15 protein-coding genes and 1 tRNA gene are annotated in these 16,313 nt (G+C 63.5%); 9 read left to right on the forward strand and 7 right to left on the reverse strand.

Annotated elements, in window-relative coordinates:
* Positions 1 to 71: 71 nt before the first annotated feature.
* The 6 genes from C9412_RS14995 to C9412_RS15015 all read left to right on the forward strand — a co-directional run bounded on the left by C9412_RS14995 (position 72) and on the right by C9412_RS15015 (position 6,865).
* Positions 72 to 1,511, forward strand: coding sequence for a lipopolysaccharide biosynthesis protein (locus tag C9412_RS14995; protein WP_107232369.1), 1,440 nt, complete (start codon positions 72 to 74; stop codon positions 1,509 to 1,511).
* A gap of 58 nt (positions 1,512 to 1,569) precedes the next feature.
* The gene (locus tag C9412_RS15000; protein ID WP_107232370.1) at positions 1,570 to 2,676 is read left to right on the forward strand and encodes a glycosyltransferase family 4 protein; all 1,107 of its coding nucleotides are present in this window, start codon (positions 1,570 to 1,572) and stop codon (positions 2,674 to 2,676) included.
* A gap of 91 nt (positions 2,677 to 2,767) precedes the next feature.
* Positions 2,768 to 4,177: an O-antigen ligase family protein gene (locus tag C9412_RS15005; RefSeq protein WP_146160135.1), complete on the forward strand. Its 1,410-nt coding sequence runs from the start codon at positions 2,768 to 2,770 to the stop codon at positions 4,175 to 4,177.
* Positions 4,174 to 5,322 (forward strand): DUF1972 domain-containing protein, encoded by a 1,149-nt coding sequence (locus C9412_RS15010; RefSeq protein WP_107232372.1) that lies wholly within the window; start codon positions 4,174 to 4,176, stop codon positions 5,320 to 5,322. The genes C9412_RS15005 and C9412_RS15010 overlap by 4 nt, the downstream gene beginning before the upstream one ends.
* Positions 5,319 to 6,152: a hypothetical protein gene (locus C9412_RS20580; protein ID WP_146160134.1), complete on the forward strand. Its 834-nt coding sequence runs from the start codon at positions 5,319 to 5,321 to the stop codon at positions 6,150 to 6,152. Before C9412_RS15010 ends, C9412_RS20580 begins: the two co-directional genes overlap by 4 nt.
* Positions 6,153 to 6,178: 26 nt before the next feature.
* Positions 6,179 to 6,865 carry an acyltransferase gene (locus tag C9412_RS15015; RefSeq protein ID WP_181358681.1) on the forward strand — a complete coding sequence of 229 codons (687 nt, stop codon included), beginning with the start codon at positions 6,179 to 6,181 and terminating at the stop codon, positions 6,863 to 6,865.
* 46 nt (positions 6,866 to 6,911) lie between these two features.
* Here C9412_RS15015 and C9412_RS15020 read toward each other — a convergent pair whose 3' ends face one another.
* The 6 genes from C9412_RS15020 to C9412_RS15045 all read right to left on the reverse strand — a co-directional run bounded on the left by C9412_RS15020 (position 6,912) and on the right by C9412_RS15045 (position 12,768).
* Positions 6,912 to 9,053: a YjbH domain-containing protein gene (locus C9412_RS15020; protein WP_258190266.1), complete on the reverse strand. Its 2,142-nt coding sequence runs from the start codon at positions 9,051 to 9,053 to the stop codon at positions 6,912 to 6,914.
* Positions 9,054 to 9,085: 32 nt separating this feature from the next.
* Complete coding sequence (locus tag C9412_RS15025) at positions 9,086 to 9,847, reverse strand: capsule biosynthesis GfcC family protein (protein WP_107232375.1); 762 nt, start codon at positions 9,845 to 9,847, stop codon at positions 9,086 to 9,088.
* 3 nt (positions 9,848 to 9,850) lie between these two features.
* A complete protein-coding gene (locus C9412_RS15030; RefSeq protein WP_107232376.1) occupies positions 9,851 to 10,549 on the reverse strand; it encodes a YjbF family lipoprotein in 699 nt (232 codons plus the stop codon).
* Between the two features lies 1 nt (position 10,550).
* The gene (locus tag C9412_RS15035) at positions 10,551 to 11,657 is read right to left on the reverse strand and encodes a polysaccharide biosynthesis/export family protein (RefSeq protein WP_107232377.1); all 1,107 of its coding nucleotides are present in this window, start codon (positions 11,655 to 11,657) and stop codon (positions 10,551 to 10,553) included.
* Positions 11,658 to 11,734: 77 nt separating this feature from the next.
* Positions 11,735 to 12,067: a hypothetical protein gene (locus tag C9412_RS15040; RefSeq protein WP_107232378.1), complete on the reverse strand. Its 333-nt coding sequence runs from the start codon at positions 12,065 to 12,067 to the stop codon at positions 11,735 to 11,737.
* Positions 12,068 to 12,177: 110 nt separating this feature from the next.
* On the reverse strand, positions 12,178 to 12,768 hold the full coding sequence (locus C9412_RS15045) for a phosphatase PAP2 family protein (RefSeq protein WP_107232379.1): 591 nt from the start codon (positions 12,766 to 12,768) through the stop codon (positions 12,178 to 12,180).
* Positions 12,769 to 12,877: 109 nt separating this feature from the next.
* On the opposite strand from C9412_RS15045, the gene C9412_RS15050 reads away from it, so the two are divergent.
* Both C9412_RS15050 and C9412_RS15055 read left to right on the forward strand, forming a co-directional pair.
* Positions 12,878 to 12,954: transfer RNA gene (locus C9412_RS15050), tRNA-Arg, on the forward strand.
* Between the two features lie 161 nt (positions 12,955 to 13,115).
* The gene (locus C9412_RS15055) at positions 13,116 to 14,312 is read left to right on the forward strand and encodes an acyltransferase (protein ID WP_181358680.1); all 1,197 of its coding nucleotides are present in this window, start codon (positions 13,116 to 13,118) and stop codon (positions 14,310 to 14,312) included.
* A gap of 33 nt (positions 14,313 to 14,345) precedes the next feature.
* Here the strand turns inward: C9412_RS15055 and C9412_RS15060 are convergent, their stop codons facing one another.
* Entirely contained in the window at positions 14,346 to 15,176 is an 831-nt protein-coding gene (locus C9412_RS15060) for a universal stress protein (protein WP_107232381.1), read from the reverse strand.
* A gap of 168 nt (positions 15,177 to 15,344) precedes the next feature.
* Here C9412_RS15060 and C9412_RS15065 point away from each other — a divergent pair, with 168 nt between their 5' ends.
* Complete coding sequence (locus C9412_RS15065; RefSeq protein WP_107232382.1) at positions 15,345 to 15,911, forward strand: TetR/AcrR family transcriptional regulator; 567 nt, start codon at positions 15,345 to 15,347, stop codon at positions 15,909 to 15,911.
* Positions 15,912 to 16,313 lie beyond the last annotated feature (402 nt).

Raw genomic sequence — 16,313 nt, forward strand, 5'->3', positions numbered from 1 at the left:
GGAAGCGCCCTGAGCCCGCGATCTGCAACTGGCAGGAGGGCGTTACCGAACACGCCCCGAACGATCTATCCATGAAGCTTGGTCACAACCTGAAGTGGACATCACTGGCGCAGATCTCCAAGCTCTGCGCACAGTTCGTTGTCGTCTTCATGCTTGCGCGGCTGCTTGAGCCGGGCGAGTACGGCGTTGTGGCGATGGCAACGGTGGTGGTCAACTTTTCGCTGATGTTCCGTGACATGGGTCTGGGCGCGGCGATCATCCAGAAGCAGGATCTTGGCAATGGCGACATTGACGCGGCCTTCCGCGTCTCGCTCGTTGCCGGGAGTCTGGTGTGCCTGCTGGTGCTGCTCGCAGCCGTTCCCCTCGCCAGCTACTTCTCCACCCCAGGGCTGGCGCCATTGCTGGCGGTGCTGTCACTGAGTTTTCCCATCGCAGGCTGTGGAATCGTCCATCAGGCCCTGCTTGAGCGGGCAGGGCAGTTCCGTACGATTGCCCGCATCGAAGGAAGCAGCAACCTGGTGGGTGGGGCGCTCGGATTGATGTCCGCTCTGGCGGGCGCAGGTGCCTGGAGCCTTGTTGTCCAGCTCGCGTTCGTTTCGATCGCAACCAGTGTCCAGCTTTGGCTTGCCTCGGAGTGGCGGCCGAGTGCCACGCGCGGGCTCGGGTATCGCGGGTTGGCCGAGTTCGGCTCGGGTGTGCTCGGCTTCAATCTGGTCAACTACCTGTCGCGCAACCTGGATAGCATCCTTGTCGGGCGCTTCTATTCTTCGACCGTGCTGGGAAACTATTCGCTGGCCTACAGGCTCATGCTTTTCCCGTTGCAGAGCATCACGCTGGTGGTCTCGCGATCGCTTCTTCCGGTCCTTTCGCGGCTGCAGTCGGATCGCAAAGGCAGGGTCGAGGTCTATCAGGTTGCGGTAGGCGGAATCACTCTTGTGGTCGCACCCATGATGGTCGGGTTGTACGTGCTGCGCGAGCCGTTCATCAGGCTGGCTTTTGGCGACGGCTGGGATCTGGCGGTGCAGTTGCTTGCCTGGTTCGCTCCCACCGCCCTGCTGCAGTCGGTCATGAGCGTCACCGGCGTGGTTCTGATGGCCGCGCGTCGCACCAGGACACTGCTTCACCTTGGAGTGATCGGCGCAATGCTGCAGGTAGGCGCCTTTGCGTTGGGCATCACGCACGGCGTCGTGGTGATGGCCGCACTGTATCTGCTGGCCAATGTGCTCAACTTCATTCCCGTCATGCTGGTCTGCGCGCGGGTGCTGGGGGCCCGCCCGTCGGAGGTGATCCAGCCGATGATTGCACCGCTCATTGCGGCGCTGGTCATGGGAGGCACGCTGGAACTGTACATGCGGTTCGGAGATTCCGCGCAGGGCGCGGTCTCGCTCACGCTCGCCATCATGGCGTCGGTAGCATGGTACGTAGTTCTGGCGCTCGCATTCTCCCGGGAGTGGCGGCGACGGGTGTTCTCCGCGTTGAGTGTCTTCAGGCGCGCCACGAAGGCGGCCTAGCGGGCAGCATGTCCCTGCCGATGCGATCTCACTACATGGACGTTCCTGGACCACACTCATGAAGATAGTCTGCGTACACCAGAGTGCCGAGCTGTACGGCTCTGACCGGAGCTTCCTGGCCGCCGTGGAGGCGATTGTCCAACACGCGCCGACGCCTGCGGAGGTTGAAGTCATTCTTCCCGAGCATGGGCCGTTGGCGGCTCGCATTTCGGAGGCCGGCGGCTCGGTGCACTTCGAATCCGAGGGCTACCTGAGAAGAAGCCTGCTGCGCAGGCCCCTCTCGTTCGCTGCGGGGCTGCTGGCTGCCACCCGACGCCTTCTGCATCGTTTCCGTGGCGCCGATGTGGTCTATGTGAATACCCTGGTCTGTGCGTCGGCCCTGCTGGCTTGCGCGCTGTCCGCGCGCCGCGTACGCCGCATTCTGCATGTCCGGGAAATCCCCGGGCGCAAGGAGCTTGCCTTCTTTCGCATGCTGATCAGGCTGTCAGGCGTGGAGATCGTGTACAACTCGCAGGCAACCCGGCTCGCCATTGGCCTGCCCGGCACTGTCGTCTACAACGGCGTGCCCGGTCCTGCCGAATGCACGCCGGAGCTTGGCGGAGATGACGGGATACGGTTGCTGATGATCGGCCGCATCAATGCCTGGAAGGGGCAGAAGTTCCTTCTCCAGGCCTTGCTGCGTAGCCAGAGGCGCATCCAGCTGAGAATCGTTGGATCGGCGATCGATGCGCAGGTGCACCTGGTGGAAGAGCTCCATCACATCGCCCGTTCGCTGCCGGAAGGCGTGTCCTGCGAGTTCTTCGGCTTCTGCGAGGACCCCTCGGAGCACTATCGCTGGTGCCATTACGTGGTCGTTCCCTCCACCAGTCCCGAGCCGTTCGGGCGGGTAGCAATCGAGGGGTTCTCGTATGGAAAGCCGGTGATTGCCGCCGCGCATGGCGGCCTGACTGAAATTGTGGAGCATGGACAGGATGGATTCCTGTTCGAACCTGCCAGTCAGGTCGCGCTTGCACAAACGATCGAGGGCCTTCCCCGTGCCCTTTCACCTGGCCACCTGGCACTGGGCAGGCGTGCCTTCGACGTGTTCTCCTCGCGCTTCTCGGTGCAGAACTACGCAGAGCAGATTTCACGATTGGTGTTTGCTTCATCTGGACCTACGACATGATTGACTCCCAACCAGGGCATTGCGACCGAACCGCCGCAGCTACCGTTCGGACAGCGGTCCGTCATTGCGCACCTGGCATGGCGGCATTCGCATGATCTTTCTGTTGGCATGCATCGGCGCGCTGCTGATCATCCTCTACTTCCGAAAGGCCGTGCTCCTGATGCCGGCCTGGATGATGCTCACGCCCAAGGCGCTGCTGCTGGTCGATGTGCCCGGCATTCCGGTGCTCAGTCTCTATCGCTTCCTGATGGCGATGGTGCTGGTCATGTATCTGATGACGCTGGCGCTTGCGCGCAAGGGCTCGGTCAGGAAGGGGCCATTCTTCAACGGTTTGATGCTGTTCCTGGGCGTGGCGGCCGTTTCGGTGTTGATGAACATAGGCAGCGCCTCTGCTGGCCTGCTTACCTGGATTGCGCTGTGCCTGGAAGTGGGTGTTCCGGTCCTGGCCTTCAGTCACTTTGCCGGCGGATTGGGCCTGGCAGAGGCCAAGCGCCTGCTCAGGATCTACGTGGTGTTCTTCAGTCTGCTGGCGGTGTATGCCATCGCGGCCTATCTGGTGAACTGGAATCCCTATATCGACTTCATCAATTCGACGACCCAGACCGGCCGCGTGATGGCGAGGACGTATGCCGACACACTGCGGGGCATGCGCGCGCAGGGAACCACATCGCATCCGATCACCTATGGCGCGCTGGTCGCGATCATGCTTCTGACGTACTACGTCGCCCGCCTGTGTGGCCAGGTGCGGATGCGCGACATGCTGGCAATTGCTGCTGTTTCAGGGTGCATCATCATTTCGATGCTCTTCACCAACTCACGCAGCCCACTGATGCTCTATTTCTTTGCCCTGCTGGTGTTCGGCGTTTCGGTGGGTATCGTCAGGTCGCTGAAGTACTCGCTGCTGGGCGGCATGGCGTTCGTGATCGCATTGGCAACGTCGAATGTGTTCCTCGAGAAAGTCCTTTCCGTGGTCAACATCTTCGATGCCTCGGTGGGTGCCGAGCAGAACGGTTCTGACCTCGCCATGCGGGCAGGGCAGTTCGCCGTCTCGCTCTCCTACTTCTGGCAGTCCCCCCTCTGGGGCTTGGGTCTGGACGCAACTCGCGAACTGGTGGCCGGCGGCGCGGCGGCCGATCTGTACGATGCCGAGAGCGTTGTGTTCACCCTGCTGATCAACCAGGGATTGCTGGGCTTCATCGGCTACATCGGCTTGTTGCTTGCCGTGCTTCGAGGCGTGGGACGTCTTCTGCCGACGGTAGGTTCTCGTCGAATGTTCACCGGGCTCGTGCTGGGCTACGCCTTGTTCACCATGGCCACCGGAGTGATGGATACGTTGCAGTTGTTCCTGCTCCTGTCGCTGTTTGTGGGTGCCTATGGAAGGGCATTCGCTGCTTCTAATGCCATCGAGCACCGCAGGCCGGATGGACAGATGGTTCAAGCAGCAGCGATGCCGGGTTCGGCGATGCAGGATGCAGGTCAACTGGAACGAGGTGGTGTGTGAGCAAGCGCGTGTTGAGGATTCTGGGTATTCGCGGCGTTCCGGCGGCCCATGGTGGGTTTGAGACCTTCGCCGAGCATCTCGCTCTGTATCTGGTGTCGAGGGGCTGGGAGGTGGTGGTGTACTGCCAGGTCGACGGCACTGGGGATGTCTGGCGTGACGAATGGAATGGCGTGCAGCGAGTCCATATTCCTGTCTCCACCGCTGGGCCTGCAGGTACCATCATCTTTGACTGGAAGGCGAATGTTGATGCGGCCAGGCGCGGCGGGCTGTGCTTGACGCTTGGCTACAATACGGCGGTTTTCTCTGCGATGCTTCGTCTGCGCGGAGTTGTCAATGTCATCAATATGGATGGCATCGAGTGGGCCCGCGCGAAGTGGGGGCGAATCGCAAAGACCTGGTTCTGGCTCAACGAACGTTTCGGTTGCTGGATTGGCGATCACCTGGTCGCAGATCATCCGCGCATCAAGGATCACCTTTCCACCCGTGTCAGGCGCAGCAAGATCACCACCATCGCCTACGGCGGTGAAGCGATCCATTCGGCGGATGCATCAATCGTTGAGGGGCTTGGGCTCACTCCGAACGGCTACTACACGGTGATTGCGCGTGCGGAGCCGGAGAACTCGCTGCTGGAGATCGTCCAGGGTTTCTCACGGCAGCCGCGGCGCAGAAAGCTTGCGGTTCTCGGCAAGTATGACTGCGACAACGACTATCACCGGAAGGTGCTCGAGGCGGCCGGAGAAGATGTGGTGTTCCTGGGGCCGATCTACGACAAGAAGGTCGTCCAGGCGCTGCGTTACTTCAGCAGTGCCTACGTTCATGGGCATCAGGTAGGCGGCACCAATCCGTCGCTGGTCGAGGCGCTCGGTGCCTCCAATCCTGTCATTGCCCACGACAATCCCTTCAATCGCTGGGTGGCCGGGCCAGGCGCGTGCTACTTCAATGGTGCGGCTTCGTTTGCATCGCTGCTTGACGAGCTTGAAGGTGACGCGCCCCGGCTGCAGGCGATGTCCGCAGCGTCGGCATCGCGCCACCAGGAGGCATTTACCTGGGAGCAGATTCTTGGTCAGTATGAGCAGCTGCTCTCGCGCTTTGCAGCAGGATCCAAGGCGCGCGCGACGGCAGTAGCGGAAGCGGAGCGGGAATGAGTCAGCCATCAGCGCAGCGTCACGTGCTTCGGATCGTGGTGGTGCTCTACGGTACTGCACCCGATCAGTCGCTTACGCTGGAATCCCTTCAGTTGGCCAGCAGGTCGAACGAGGACTTTGTTGGTGAGATCGTCGTCTGGGACAACAGCCCGCAGTCGTTCGGCGCCGCCTCGCTCAATGGCTTGAGCTTCCCCGGCTTTTCGGTGAAGTACATGGCGTGTCCTGAGAACCTGGCCCTGTCGAAGGTCTACAACAACGTCGCTGCAGGCATTGCGATGGGGTATTTTCTGATTCTCGATCAGGATTCGCAGCTTCCGGCAGACTATTTCCCCGTACTGCGGTCGCAGTTGGACGCCCATCCTGCGCAGGACCTGTTCCTGCCGGTGGTGCTGTCCAGTGGCCGGTGCGTAAGCCCGGGGGAACTCTGGTACTTCAAGGGAAGGCATCTGGCTTCACCGCGACAGGGTCAGCAACGTTCCCGCAGAATGCTGGCCATTACCAGTGGCATGGTCATTCGATCCGCCTATCTTCAAGAGCCTCGCTTCGATGAGCGGTTGAGCCTGTACGGCATTGATACGCGCTTCATGCTGGACTACGCAGACAGTGGTCGAAGTGTGGTCGTGATGCCGATCATTCTGGGGCACGACACCGCACTGTGGTCCGACATCAGTGCCGATCGCATGCTTGGCCGCGTGCAGACACTGGTGCGCTCCTGGCCGATCGTCTTCGAGAAGAGGCCGTTCGCACGGCTGCTCGCGCGATGCCATGCACGTCTCATGTTGTTGAAGCTCGCGATCAAGTACCGCGATCCCAGATTCCTGTTTGCATGATGGCTGAAAGGCCCCGGAACCCTCCCATGACACTACTCAGCCGCCTTGGCTCGCTCCTTTCGCTGCGCGTACAACTGGATGAGCGCGTTCCCCTGTCCTACAAGCTGCGACTCTCGATGGAGTACGGCGTCTGTCTGATCCGGGGCGCGCTCACGTGGGGTGTGCGTGAGTCGTGGCTGTCGCCGTTGTTCCGCGGGCGAGGCGTCGTGGTGCGCTGTGCCTCGCGCATCCGCCTGGGGAAGGGTGTGCGGCTGGGTGATTTCGTCGTGCTTGATGGCCTTGGCGCTTCCGGCATCACCTTCGGTGATAGCGTGAAGATCGGTGACTTTGGTCGGCTGATCTGCTCTGGCAGCCTGACCCACCTGGGTGAGGGCATATCCATCGGCCATCGCGTCGGCATTGGCGAGTTCTGCCGGATTGGTGGCTCTGGAGGCGTGTCCATTGGCGAGGACACAATCGTCGGGCAGTACTTCAGTGTGCATCCGGAGAATCATGAGTTCTCCGATAAGCAGCGCCTGATCCGTAAGCAGGGTACTGCCCGGGCGCCGGTGGTGGTCGGCGCCAACTGCTGGATCGGCGCAAAGGTCACCCTGCTTGCCGGAAGCGAAGTGGGGCACTCCAGTGTGGTGGCGGCTGGCAGCGTGGTCAATTCCCGCTTCCCGCCGTATTCGGTCATCGGTGGCGTTCCGGCCCGCCTGATCAAAAGCTACTGACTCTTCGGCCACTCGAGGGTTCGAGTGGCCGCATCTGTTTGAAACATCAATCAGCGATACCCTGGATATTCTCGTAGAAGAAGCGCTCGTCGCGCTCGCCCGTGAGGTTGTAGAGCGGGTACTTCCTTGCGAGCATGGCGCCACCGTCACGGATCAGCGGGTTCCAGGTGAGCGTAGCCCTGGCCGGAGTCGATCGAGGTAGCAGGGTGTCAAACGGGATGCTGAAGTAGATGCCCTTGTCGAAGCTGCCTTCGCCGAACTCGGCGGAGCTGATGTTGGTCTTGGTCGCGTAGGCACCCATGGTGACGCCGTTGCGGAAGACCCGCGCCACGTTGGCGGTGGCACCGTAGTCGCCTGCCAGGTACCGGCCAGCGCTCAGCGAAGCAATAACCCGCTGCTGATCTCCGAAGGCATAGTAAAGCGTCGCGTGACCGGTGGTGGTCGAGTAGTCGCGCAAGCCAAAGCGCTGGTTGAAGTCACGCTGCTTGACCCAGTTGATGTTGGCGCTGATCGCCCAGGGCTGATCCATCGGGCGGTACAGCACTTCGCTGCCGGCGCCGGCGTACATCCACTCCAGGTAGCCTGCATAGGCGATGGCGTAGACGTCGCGGGACAGTCGTCGCGACAGGTTCAACTGCAGATTGGGAATCGTGAAGTCCGAGGTGCGCGTGTACTTGCGCACGTCGGTCCGGACGCGCGGCAGGTTGCTCGGTGCGTCGTACTTGAACTTGTCGTAGTTGTTGAGCAGGTTCTGGCTTGCACTGCCAGTCAACCAGACGTTCTTGCCGAAGAAGTAGCTGGCGCTGTAGTTGGCCGACACCTGGTACAGGATGAAGCCATCCGGGCCGCCAAGGTTCTGTCGGTACCCGAAGCTGAAGCCGCTGCCAAAGGGCGAACGCTTCGGTTTGAACAGCTCGTGCCCCTCGGTGGTCCCTGGCGCGCTGAGCTCGGTGCTCCGCTTGAGGGTTGCTTCGTCGACGCTGCCGTTCACATAGCCCTCAAATGCATCGCGCTTGACGGACATGTCGGCGACGGGCATGCCCAGGCGTTCGGTGCGCAGCGTGTACCAGTCGTACTGATCGCCCAGATGATGGGAGAGGACACGTGCCGAGCGGCCCAGGCCTTTGGCCGGGTTGAAGTAGCGCGATTGCGATCCGGTCAGGATGAGTTCCTTTCCTTGCACGGAGGCCCGCTGCAGGTTGAATCCTGCATTGGATCTCAGATCCGCCGTGATCGCCTCCCAGTCGTGCGATATCGGCGCTGCTCCGGTCGGGGTCGCGCGCTGTTGTCCTTCCTGGTGGCGGTCACCTTCAAGGGAGAGGGGCAGGGGGTCCAACGGTTTTGGCGCCCTTCGCGAGCCGCCAGGGTTGCCACGCAACGTCAGTGAGAACATGGCGGCGTCGCCGCGCTCCCAGGCGGCCGTCAGCTCAACCACCTTGCTGGGGCGATAAACGAGGCCGACGTTGATGGGGGTGGACTGGTTGAGGTTGGCGCCGCGCGGCTCCCGGCGGTAGTCGTTGCCGTCGTATTCGACTTTCACGATGAGCTGTTCAAGCGGTGTCTGGTAGGAGACGCCGCCGAAGATCCCGACCGGACCACGGAACATCGCGCTGGCGCCAAATTTGCCTGCATTGACAATGGCGCTGGTCGGCATTGGCCGCTCCTTGAAGCGATCGTCAATGGCGCCCAGCGGGTTGGAAAAGTCGCCGCGATTGCCGATATAGCCGGTTGCCAGACCAAGCGATGCATCAAACCGCCCGTAGCGCTTGCTGGCCACGAGGTATTCACTCGAGAACAGGCCGGTTCCGCCAAGGTCACGGACACCAAAGGCTACCTCGGGAATCCAATGGGATTCCTCGAGCAGGCGAACCTTGAAGTCGATCGACTTGTCCTTGTAATTCTGGTCACCGCTGACCGAAGGAATGCCGTACCGGAGGTTGGAAACGTTGATGTACCGGAACGAGCCCTCCAGCCAGGGAAGCGGCTGCATCGTCACGTTGTAGCGGCTGTACGGCGAGTTGTGCGAAGCGGTGATCGCGATGTCGCCGTCGTCGGCCATGCGCGCGGTCGGTGTCTGCAGCAGGCCGATGCCACCCCATTCGCTGGAGGTCGGTGGTGGTGCTTCCTGCGCATGCAAGGCGGCACAGACGGACATCGATAGCAGGGACAGGGCCAGCGTGGCACGCACCTTGCGGCCCGTAGTGTTGCGGAGACTATGGATCACGGGGTAGCGGCCTGGGTCGCAATGAGAGCAGCAAGGTCTGCGTTGAATTCGGCGTCCACCGATCGGAGGTACTTCGTTGCGAACGGCACCAGCACCACCCCGCCCGGCGAAACCGGTTGCGGGTCAGCGCGGTTCCAGGCAGCGGCGCCCAGCGTCTGTACGGTGCCGTCGACCTGGATGACCAGCACGGTGTCGGCATCAGCAAAGGCCGTGGCGGCGCAGTCCTTCACGTACTCCAATGCGCTGCGCAATGGCTGATGGGGGAGGGTGCAGTGCTCGACAACCGCTCCGACCACCTGGATGGTGGCGGGCCGCTGGAACAGGCGCACCGAATCACCTGCCTGGATCGGCGGGTTCCATCGGGGTTGCAGCTGCATGAGGCGGGGGTCGGCCAACAGCGGGACACGTCCGGTGACCGGCATGTCCTCGATCCAGCGCGCCAGGCGTTCAGAGAGCTGGCGGAGCGCGTCGTCGCCACCCTCGCTCAGTGTCTGCAGATCATGCAGCACGCCTGCCTTCAATCGAACCTGCGCCAGCCGGGCGCTCTGCCGGGCAAACAGTGTTGCCGGCAGGAACGCATCGGGCGCGGGTCGAGCAGCAAGAAGCGCAGCTGCGAGGCGTCCGCCGTCGTCGCCACGGTGCATTCCAGGCTGCTGCACGGCGCCGCTGAACAGCGCAGCGTCTGCGCCGAAACTGTTCGCCGAGGGGAGCGCGATGGCCGCCAGCAATGCGGCAATCTGCAGGGTGAATCTGTACATGGATCAGCGTCCTGCCGGCCGATAGGGCTTTAGATGGACCAGGTCGACCGGATAGCCCGGGGCGAGAAACTGCCGGCTCTTCCAGATGAAGCCGTCGGCAGGGTCGACCCAATAGCTGTTGGTCGCGCGCATGTCGCCCCCGCTGAGCTGTTCGTCGAAGCGCAGCAGCGTGCGGCGCTTGTCGAGGAGGGTGATCGTGTCTTCGCCCTTCGCGCGGATCGTGCCGACAACCTCGACGCCCATCGCATAGCCGGGTGTGCGGTCGTAGTGCCGGACGACGCGGGCGCCGTCGGCGGCGCTGCGAAGGTCGGCGAACAGTGCTTCGTCCTCGACGGTGGTGGCGTACTGCGCGTCCTGTTTGCTGAGGGACAGAAGCACGCCGGTCGCCGACAGGCGCAGCACGGCATGCTTGCCCGCCATCCAGACCTGCTGGCCGTCGTCCACGTAGCCCAGCACGACCAGGCCACGGATGTCCGGGGTCTGCACATCCGCCTGCGGATACGGCGTGCGCAGCACCTGTTGCGTCGTATAGGACGGCTGGCGATGCACCAGCTGCCTGATGCTGTCAGCCGTCGCCCGGCTCGCGGTCGTGCAACCGGACAGCAGCACCGCCAGTGCCGGGGGCGCGAGCCAGAAGGCGCGTGCCCAGGTGCCGTTCCTTGGCAGGCGGCCAGCAACGGCCGCCGACGTCTTCCATCGCATATCAGTTGCTCAGATCGTTGCGTGCGCTTGCAGCATTGCTCAGGATCGAGGTGAACGGCAGCAGCTGGTTCACGAAGCGGCTCCAGCGCGTCACGCCGGCCGCGCCGACAAACACCACATCGCCAGGCACCAGGTGGAACTGGCTGCCGACAGCGAATGCGGCCGGTGAATGCGCGTCAAGCTGGTAGACCACCGAGGGTTGTTCCAGCAGATTGCTCGATCCGCGGATGACGTAGACGGCCTTGCCGTTGGCGGTGGTCTGGCTGAGTCCGCGCGCACGGCCGATGGCCTGGTTCAGCGTCACGTCGCCCGTGCGGAAGCTGAAGGCGCCGGGTTGCCCGACTTCGCCGACAACAAAGATTTCCTTGCGATCCAGGAAGGGCACGTAGATCGAGTCGCCGTCCTTCAGGTAGATCTGACGACCACCGTAGCGGGAGGCCAGTGCTTCAAGATCGATCGTGTAACTGGCGCCGTCACGGCTGAGCTGCACGCCGGACAGGTCGGCTCCGGCCGAACTGAGGCCGGCCTGGCTGATCGCATCGGACAGCGTAAGCGGTGCGGTACCGAGCGTGACCGGTGTCGACTGCTGCGCCGCACCGGTTACCCACACGCGCTTGCTGGCGTAGGTCAGCACGGAAACGTCGACCTGCGGCGATTCGATGTACTTGGCCAAGCGGCGTGCCACTTCTTCGCGGACCTGGCTGGGGGTCTTGCCATCGGCCTCGACCACGCCGATGTAGGGGTAGAAGAACGAGCCGTCGCTCTGCACGGTGCGGCCAGCCAGATTCGGCGTCTGCTGGGGGCCCGCTGGCACGGTCAGTTCCGGGTGATCCCAGACGGTGATGTACAGCGAGTCGCCGATGCCGATGCGGTACTGGCCGGGGGCGTAATTCAGAAGGGCCTCGGGCAGTGACTGCTCACTTTCGGACGCCGCATCCATCGCGATGAGCTTGGCAGTGATCGGCACCAGCTGCAGCTGACCGTCGTCGCTGGTCTGGGAGCGGATCAGTTCAGAGCTGCGCAGATGTTGCCCGGGGGCCCACATGCAGCCGGGCAGGACAGAGGCCGCCAGCAGCGCGGCAGCGATTCGAAAGTGCGTCTTGGTCATGGCCATATCGAGAGAAAATCGGGCATAAAAAACCCTCGCCGGGGTCCGGCGAGGGCTTGGGGCAGGCTCGGGCTGGATCAGCCGCCGGTGCCGCCGGTGCCGCCCGTACCGCCAGTGCCACCGGTACCGCCGGTGCCACCCGTACCGCCGGTGCCGCCGGTGCCGTCGTTGCCACCGTTGTCGCGCTCACCGCTGGAGCTGTCACCGGCCACGCTGTACAGCACTGCGCCCGCTGCGACGGCAATGACGCTGGTGCCGACAATGGCGGCGGTGGAAATGCCGGCCGCCTCTGCACCGGCGGCGCTGGTCGCCACGGTGGTTTCGGACGAGGCTTCCACAGCCGGAGCTTCCTGGGCGAACACAGGCGAGGACAGACCCAGCAGGGCCAGAGCGGCAATCATCTTCTTCATCTACGGGGTCTCCTACTCCGTGAGGTAAATTTTTTCCACCGCTATGGTGGCCAATCCGCATTTCCCCTGTCAAGGAAAGTGAAGAAATTGTGGAGTCCAGTCGACAGTTCTCAGTAGTGCGGGAAGATTTCCGCACGTCCCGACAGTGTTTTCGCCAGCGCGATCACGGCCTCGTGCGTATGCAGGTCTGGCAGACTGAGCGGCAAGGCCATTCCGGCCAGTACCGCAAGGAGCAGGGGGGTGGCCGCTGGCCGCCGCGTCGGATGGCACGCGCGCAACGCCCAGGTGGCGCTTCCCAGGCCCAGTACCAGCCCTGCGATGACCTCGGACAGGCTGTGGGCCTGCAACGGAATGCGCGACCATGCGATGGCTGCCGCGAGCAGGCAGCCTGAGGTGATGCCGACCGCGCGTGCGCGCCGATCCGCACCGGCCAACAAGGCACCCACGACAGGGTAGACCACGCTGGACATGGCGGCGTGCCCGGAGACACCGGTGAAGTGCAGGCTCTGGATGCCCCATCCCCATCCCATGAAGGCGAGTTTCGAGCCGAGGGTGATCGTTGCCGTGGCGCCGATGGCGATCAGCCAGCGCCATCGGAAACCGCCCTGCGAGCGCGGCAGGGTCAGCAGCAGCACCGCAGCCATGGGCAGCAGCCAGCGGCTGTCGCCGAGGGTGGAGAGCGCTCGCCAGACGTCCTGCATGGTGTCGATACTGGATCGGGGCGCGCCAGCATAACCACTCCTGTTATCTGGCGCTGTGCTGGCAGCTTGGTCCATTCAGCCGGACGCGGTATGCTCTGCCGCTGCCAATGGCCCCGTAGCTCAGCTGGATAGAGCGTTCCCCTCCTAAGGGAAAGGTCGCCCGTTCGAATCGGGCCGGGGTCGCCAACTGCCAAGCCAGGTTCAAGGTCGAACGGACCTTGTCATCGCATCGCCGACCGGATGCGCGCCAGCAGTTGGATGTCGGCAATGCTTGAATTCCCTTTTTGGTGTCCGCCTCGCGCCGCTGGCGTGCTGTGGCTGTTGGTTTCGTTGCTTCGGGTGGCCTGGTGTCGATCGACCTGTATTCCCCCTTGGTGCCCGTTGGCATCGCTCTGCTTGCATTGCTGTGCGCGTGGCCCTTGGCAAAGTGGGTGCCGCTTCCGGATCCCGGCGGCCGGGCGACCTCGATTGACGGCCTCAGGGGACTGCTGGCGTTGGGCGTGTTCGTCCATCATTCGTCGATCTGGTACGTCTATGCCAGGACCGGGGCCTGGAAGGCGCCGCCGTCACCGCTGTATGCGCAGCTGGGCGAAGCCGCCGTCGCGCTGTTCTTCATGATCTCAGCGTTCCTGTTCTATCGTCAGATCGCCCAGAGCAGGCAGATTGACTGGCTGCGGCTATACGTTGGCCGGGTTCTGCGCATGCTGCCGCTGTATGCGATCTGCGTTGCACTGCTGGTGCTGCTGGTCCTGGCTGAGGGCGGCTTCCAGATGGTCGATCCTCTGCTCCGATTCGCGGTCGGGCTGGTGCAATGGCTCTCGTTCACCGTGCTGGGTGCGCCTGATCTCAATGGCGTGGTGGGCACTCGCTACATCATGGCCGGGGTGGTCTGGTCGCTGCCGTATGAGTGGGCCTGGTATGCACTGCTGCCGTTGATCGCATGGTGCCTGCGCAGGTCGGTTCCGCGCGGCCTGCTGTTGCTCCCGGTGCTGGGTCTGGCCTTCGCGGTGCTCCGCTTGAGCCTGGTCCTGCTGTTGCCGTTCGCCGGTGGTATCGCGGCCTATTACGCAACGACCCATCAAGGCGTAGCGGGCTTCCTGCGGGGCCGGGGCGGTGCGGTCCTTGCATTGGCTTGTGTGCTGTTGTCGGTGCTCTGTTTCGAATCGGCCCGGCACCCGGCGGCCGTTGCCTTGTGGTCGATCTTCTTCGCCGTCGTCGCATGTGGAAACACGCTGTTTGGCGTGTTGGCGTTGAGGGTATCGGCCGTGCTCGGCGAGCTGTCCTATGGCATCTACCTCCTGCACGGCTTCGTTCTGTTCATTGCCTACAAGAGCCTCGGCCCGGCACTGTTCGCCGGTTTGAGTCCCGCTTCGCACTGGGCGTTGACCGCCGCGCTGCTGCTGCCGCTGCTTGCACTGTGTGTCCTGAGCTATCGCATCGTCGAGTTGCCTGCAATGCTGGCCCGCCGGGAGGTTCTGGCGAAAGTGCAGTGGGTGCGCGGCAGAATCGATCTGTGGCGCGGCACGCAACGGGTTGCGGAATGAAGCAGGCGGAGGCGGATCGTCCCTCCGCCATCGCTAATGCGAAACAAACAACGGCGCCGGCACCTCCGCCAACAGGTCCTCGGTCACCCCGCCAAGCACACGCTCGACCACGCGGCTGCGGCTGTACGGCCCGAGCACCAGCAGGTCGGCGTCGGCATCCAGCACATGGCGGCGGATGGTGGCGGCCACGCCGCCCTGGCTTGAACTGATCGCCTGGATCTCCACCTCCACACCGTGCCGCGCCAGATGCTGGGCCATCTCGGCGCCGGGCATCGCTTCGGCTTTCGGGGTGTCGACCATCAGCAGATGGACGGCCTGCGCACGCGCGAGCAGGGGCAGGGCATCGGCCACCGCGCGGCGCGCCTGCTTGCTGGCATTCCATGCCACCACGATGCGCCGACCGACCTGCTCTCCCTGCCAATGCGGCGGTACCAGCAGCATCGGCACCCCGGTCTCGCGCAGCGTGCCCAGCGGATGCCAGCCGGAGGGGGCGCCGGGCGTGTGCGGGTAGCCGGCAATGATCAGGTCGCAGTACAGCGATTGCAGCGCCAGATCGGCGCCACCGAGATAGTCGGAAACGATGCGCAGCTCGTTGCTGATCTGCAGCGGTTCGGAGGCGTTGCGCAGGTTCTGCATCAACTGCGCGGTGCAGGCGGCGTCGGCACGTGCCTCATGGTCAAGCGCGGCGGCAATGCCGGCGCCCCGGGCGAAACCACTGGCAATGTCGGTTGGATGCTGGGCGGTGGAGACCGCGACCAGGTGCGCCTGCTGGGCCTGTGCCAGCTGTGCGGCGATGTGCAGGATGCGGTTGCCGGTGTCGCTGGCATCGAACAGCACGGCGATATCGCGTAGCGGATGCAGCATGGCGTTGTCTCCTTCGATGCCGTGACGCGTTCCCTGGCGTGCACCGACCCGGGTGCACCGGACGCACGTCCGTTGTAGCGCACTCCTGATTTAAATGAATCAACTGTGATTCAGTTCATTAATTCATGATTCATGCTAGCGTGAGGTGCCCCCTCCTCAGGTACCGCCATGCACGCCGCCTCGCTGCGCTCCCGTCGCGACCTGCATCACGCGCTGGCCGCCACCCTGGTCAGCCATCCGCGTTGCACGCTGAGTGAGCTGGCGCGCGGTGCGGGGATCAGCCGCGCCACGCTGTACCGGTTTGCGCCCACCCGCGAGGCGATCGACGAAGCGCTGTTTGCGGCGGGGTTCGAACGTCTGGAGGCTGCGGCCATTGCGTTCGAGGGCAGTGGCGATGCGCGGCAGGTACTGGAACAGTTCACCGTCGCGCTGCTGGCGGACTGGGAGCTGGTGACCCTGCTGTTTGCCCGGATGATGGAAGAGCAGCAGCGCCACGGGGACCTGCATCTGCTGCCGGCGCGCTGGGCGCCGCTGGGCGAGCGTTTCGAGGCCTTTTTCCTGCGTGGACAGACCGCAGGCATATTCAATGTCGGCTTTTCCGCCGTGTGGCTGGCCGACTTCTACTGGACCTGCTTCTACGGCATCACCTGGTCGCTGGCCCGAGGCCGGCTGGCCCCGGCCGCCGCGGCGTCCACGTTGCTGGCGTCGTTCCAGCATGGCGCGATGAAGCCCTGAGCCGCAGCCAGGCTTGTTGCTGCTGCCGAATCTGCGTGGCGTTTTGCCGGAAAGTGGGGGCGGGGTGCCGGATTCGTGCCGAGACGGTCCATCCCCGGTGGCTATAACTGTGGTCGTGGGGCCTGGCGCCAGAGTCCGCAAAGTTAAATGTGACGTTCATCACACAATTGTTTGTAATGTGTTATCTTCGTCACAGAATTAGGTGCCTGACCAACGGGGTCCAGGGACGAAAGTGATTGCCACGGAGCCGGCAGGACACGCAATCGGGTGTGCCGCCGTCCCGCGGAATTCGTCGCTGGCCGCCCACTGACCATCGGCCCGGCATGGGCCGACGACGGGGAAATCAACCATGTGGCAGTCGACGACGTCGCGCGCAAGCGCGGGCGGTGAACGCGTTCATCC

Origin of the sequence: Stenotrophomonas sp. Nf1, assembly GCF_003028475.1 — a bacterium.
Classification (GTDB): domain Bacteria; phylum Pseudomonadota; class Gammaproteobacteria; order Xanthomonadales; family Xanthomonadaceae; genus Stenotrophomonas.

Coding starts and splice junctions, on each gene's coding strand:
- C9412_RS15015 (WP_181358681.1), top strand. CDS start 6,179: ATGACACTACTCAGCCGCCTTGGCTCGCTCCTTTCGCTGCGCGTACAA.
- C9412_RS15025 (WP_107232375.1), bottom strand. CDS start 9,847: ATGTACAGATTCACCCTGCAGATTGCCGCATTGCTGGCGGCCATCGCG.
- C9412_RS15000 (WP_107232370.1), top strand. CDS start 1,570: ATGAAGATAGTCTGCGTACACCAGAGTGCCGAGCTGTACGGCTCTGAC.
- C9412_RS15005 (WP_146160135.1), top strand. CDS start 2,768: ATGATCTTTCTGTTGGCATGCATCGGCGCGCTGCTGATCATCCTCTAC.
- C9412_RS15065 (WP_107232382.1), top strand. CDS start 15,345: ATGCACGCCGCCTCGCTGCGCTCCCGTCGCGACCTGCATCACGCGCTG.
- C9412_RS15040 (WP_107232378.1), bottom strand. CDS start 12,067: ATGAAGAAGATGATTGCCGCTCTGGCCCTGCTGGGTCTGTCCTCGCCT.
- C9412_RS15045 (WP_107232379.1), bottom strand. CDS start 12,768: ATGCAGGACGTCTGGCGAGCGCTCTCCACCCTCGGCGACAGCCGCTGG.
- C9412_RS20580 (WP_146160134.1), top strand. CDS start 5,319: ATGAGTCAGCCATCAGCGCAGCGTCACGTGCTTCGGATCGTGGTGGTG.
- C9412_RS14995 (WP_107232369.1), top strand. CDS start 72: ATGAAGCTTGGTCACAACCTGAAGTGGACATCACTGGCGCAGATCTCC.
- C9412_RS15060 (WP_107232381.1), bottom strand. CDS start 15,176: ATGCTGCATCCGCTACGCGATATCGCCGTGCTGTTCGATGCCAGCGAC.
- C9412_RS15030 (WP_107232376.1), bottom strand. CDS start 10,549: ATGCGATGGAAGACGTCGGCGGCCGTTGCTGGCCGCCTGCCAAGGAAC.
- C9412_RS15035 (WP_107232377.1), bottom strand. CDS start 11,657: ATGACCAAGACGCACTTTCGAATCGCTGCCGCGCTGCTGGCGGCCTCT.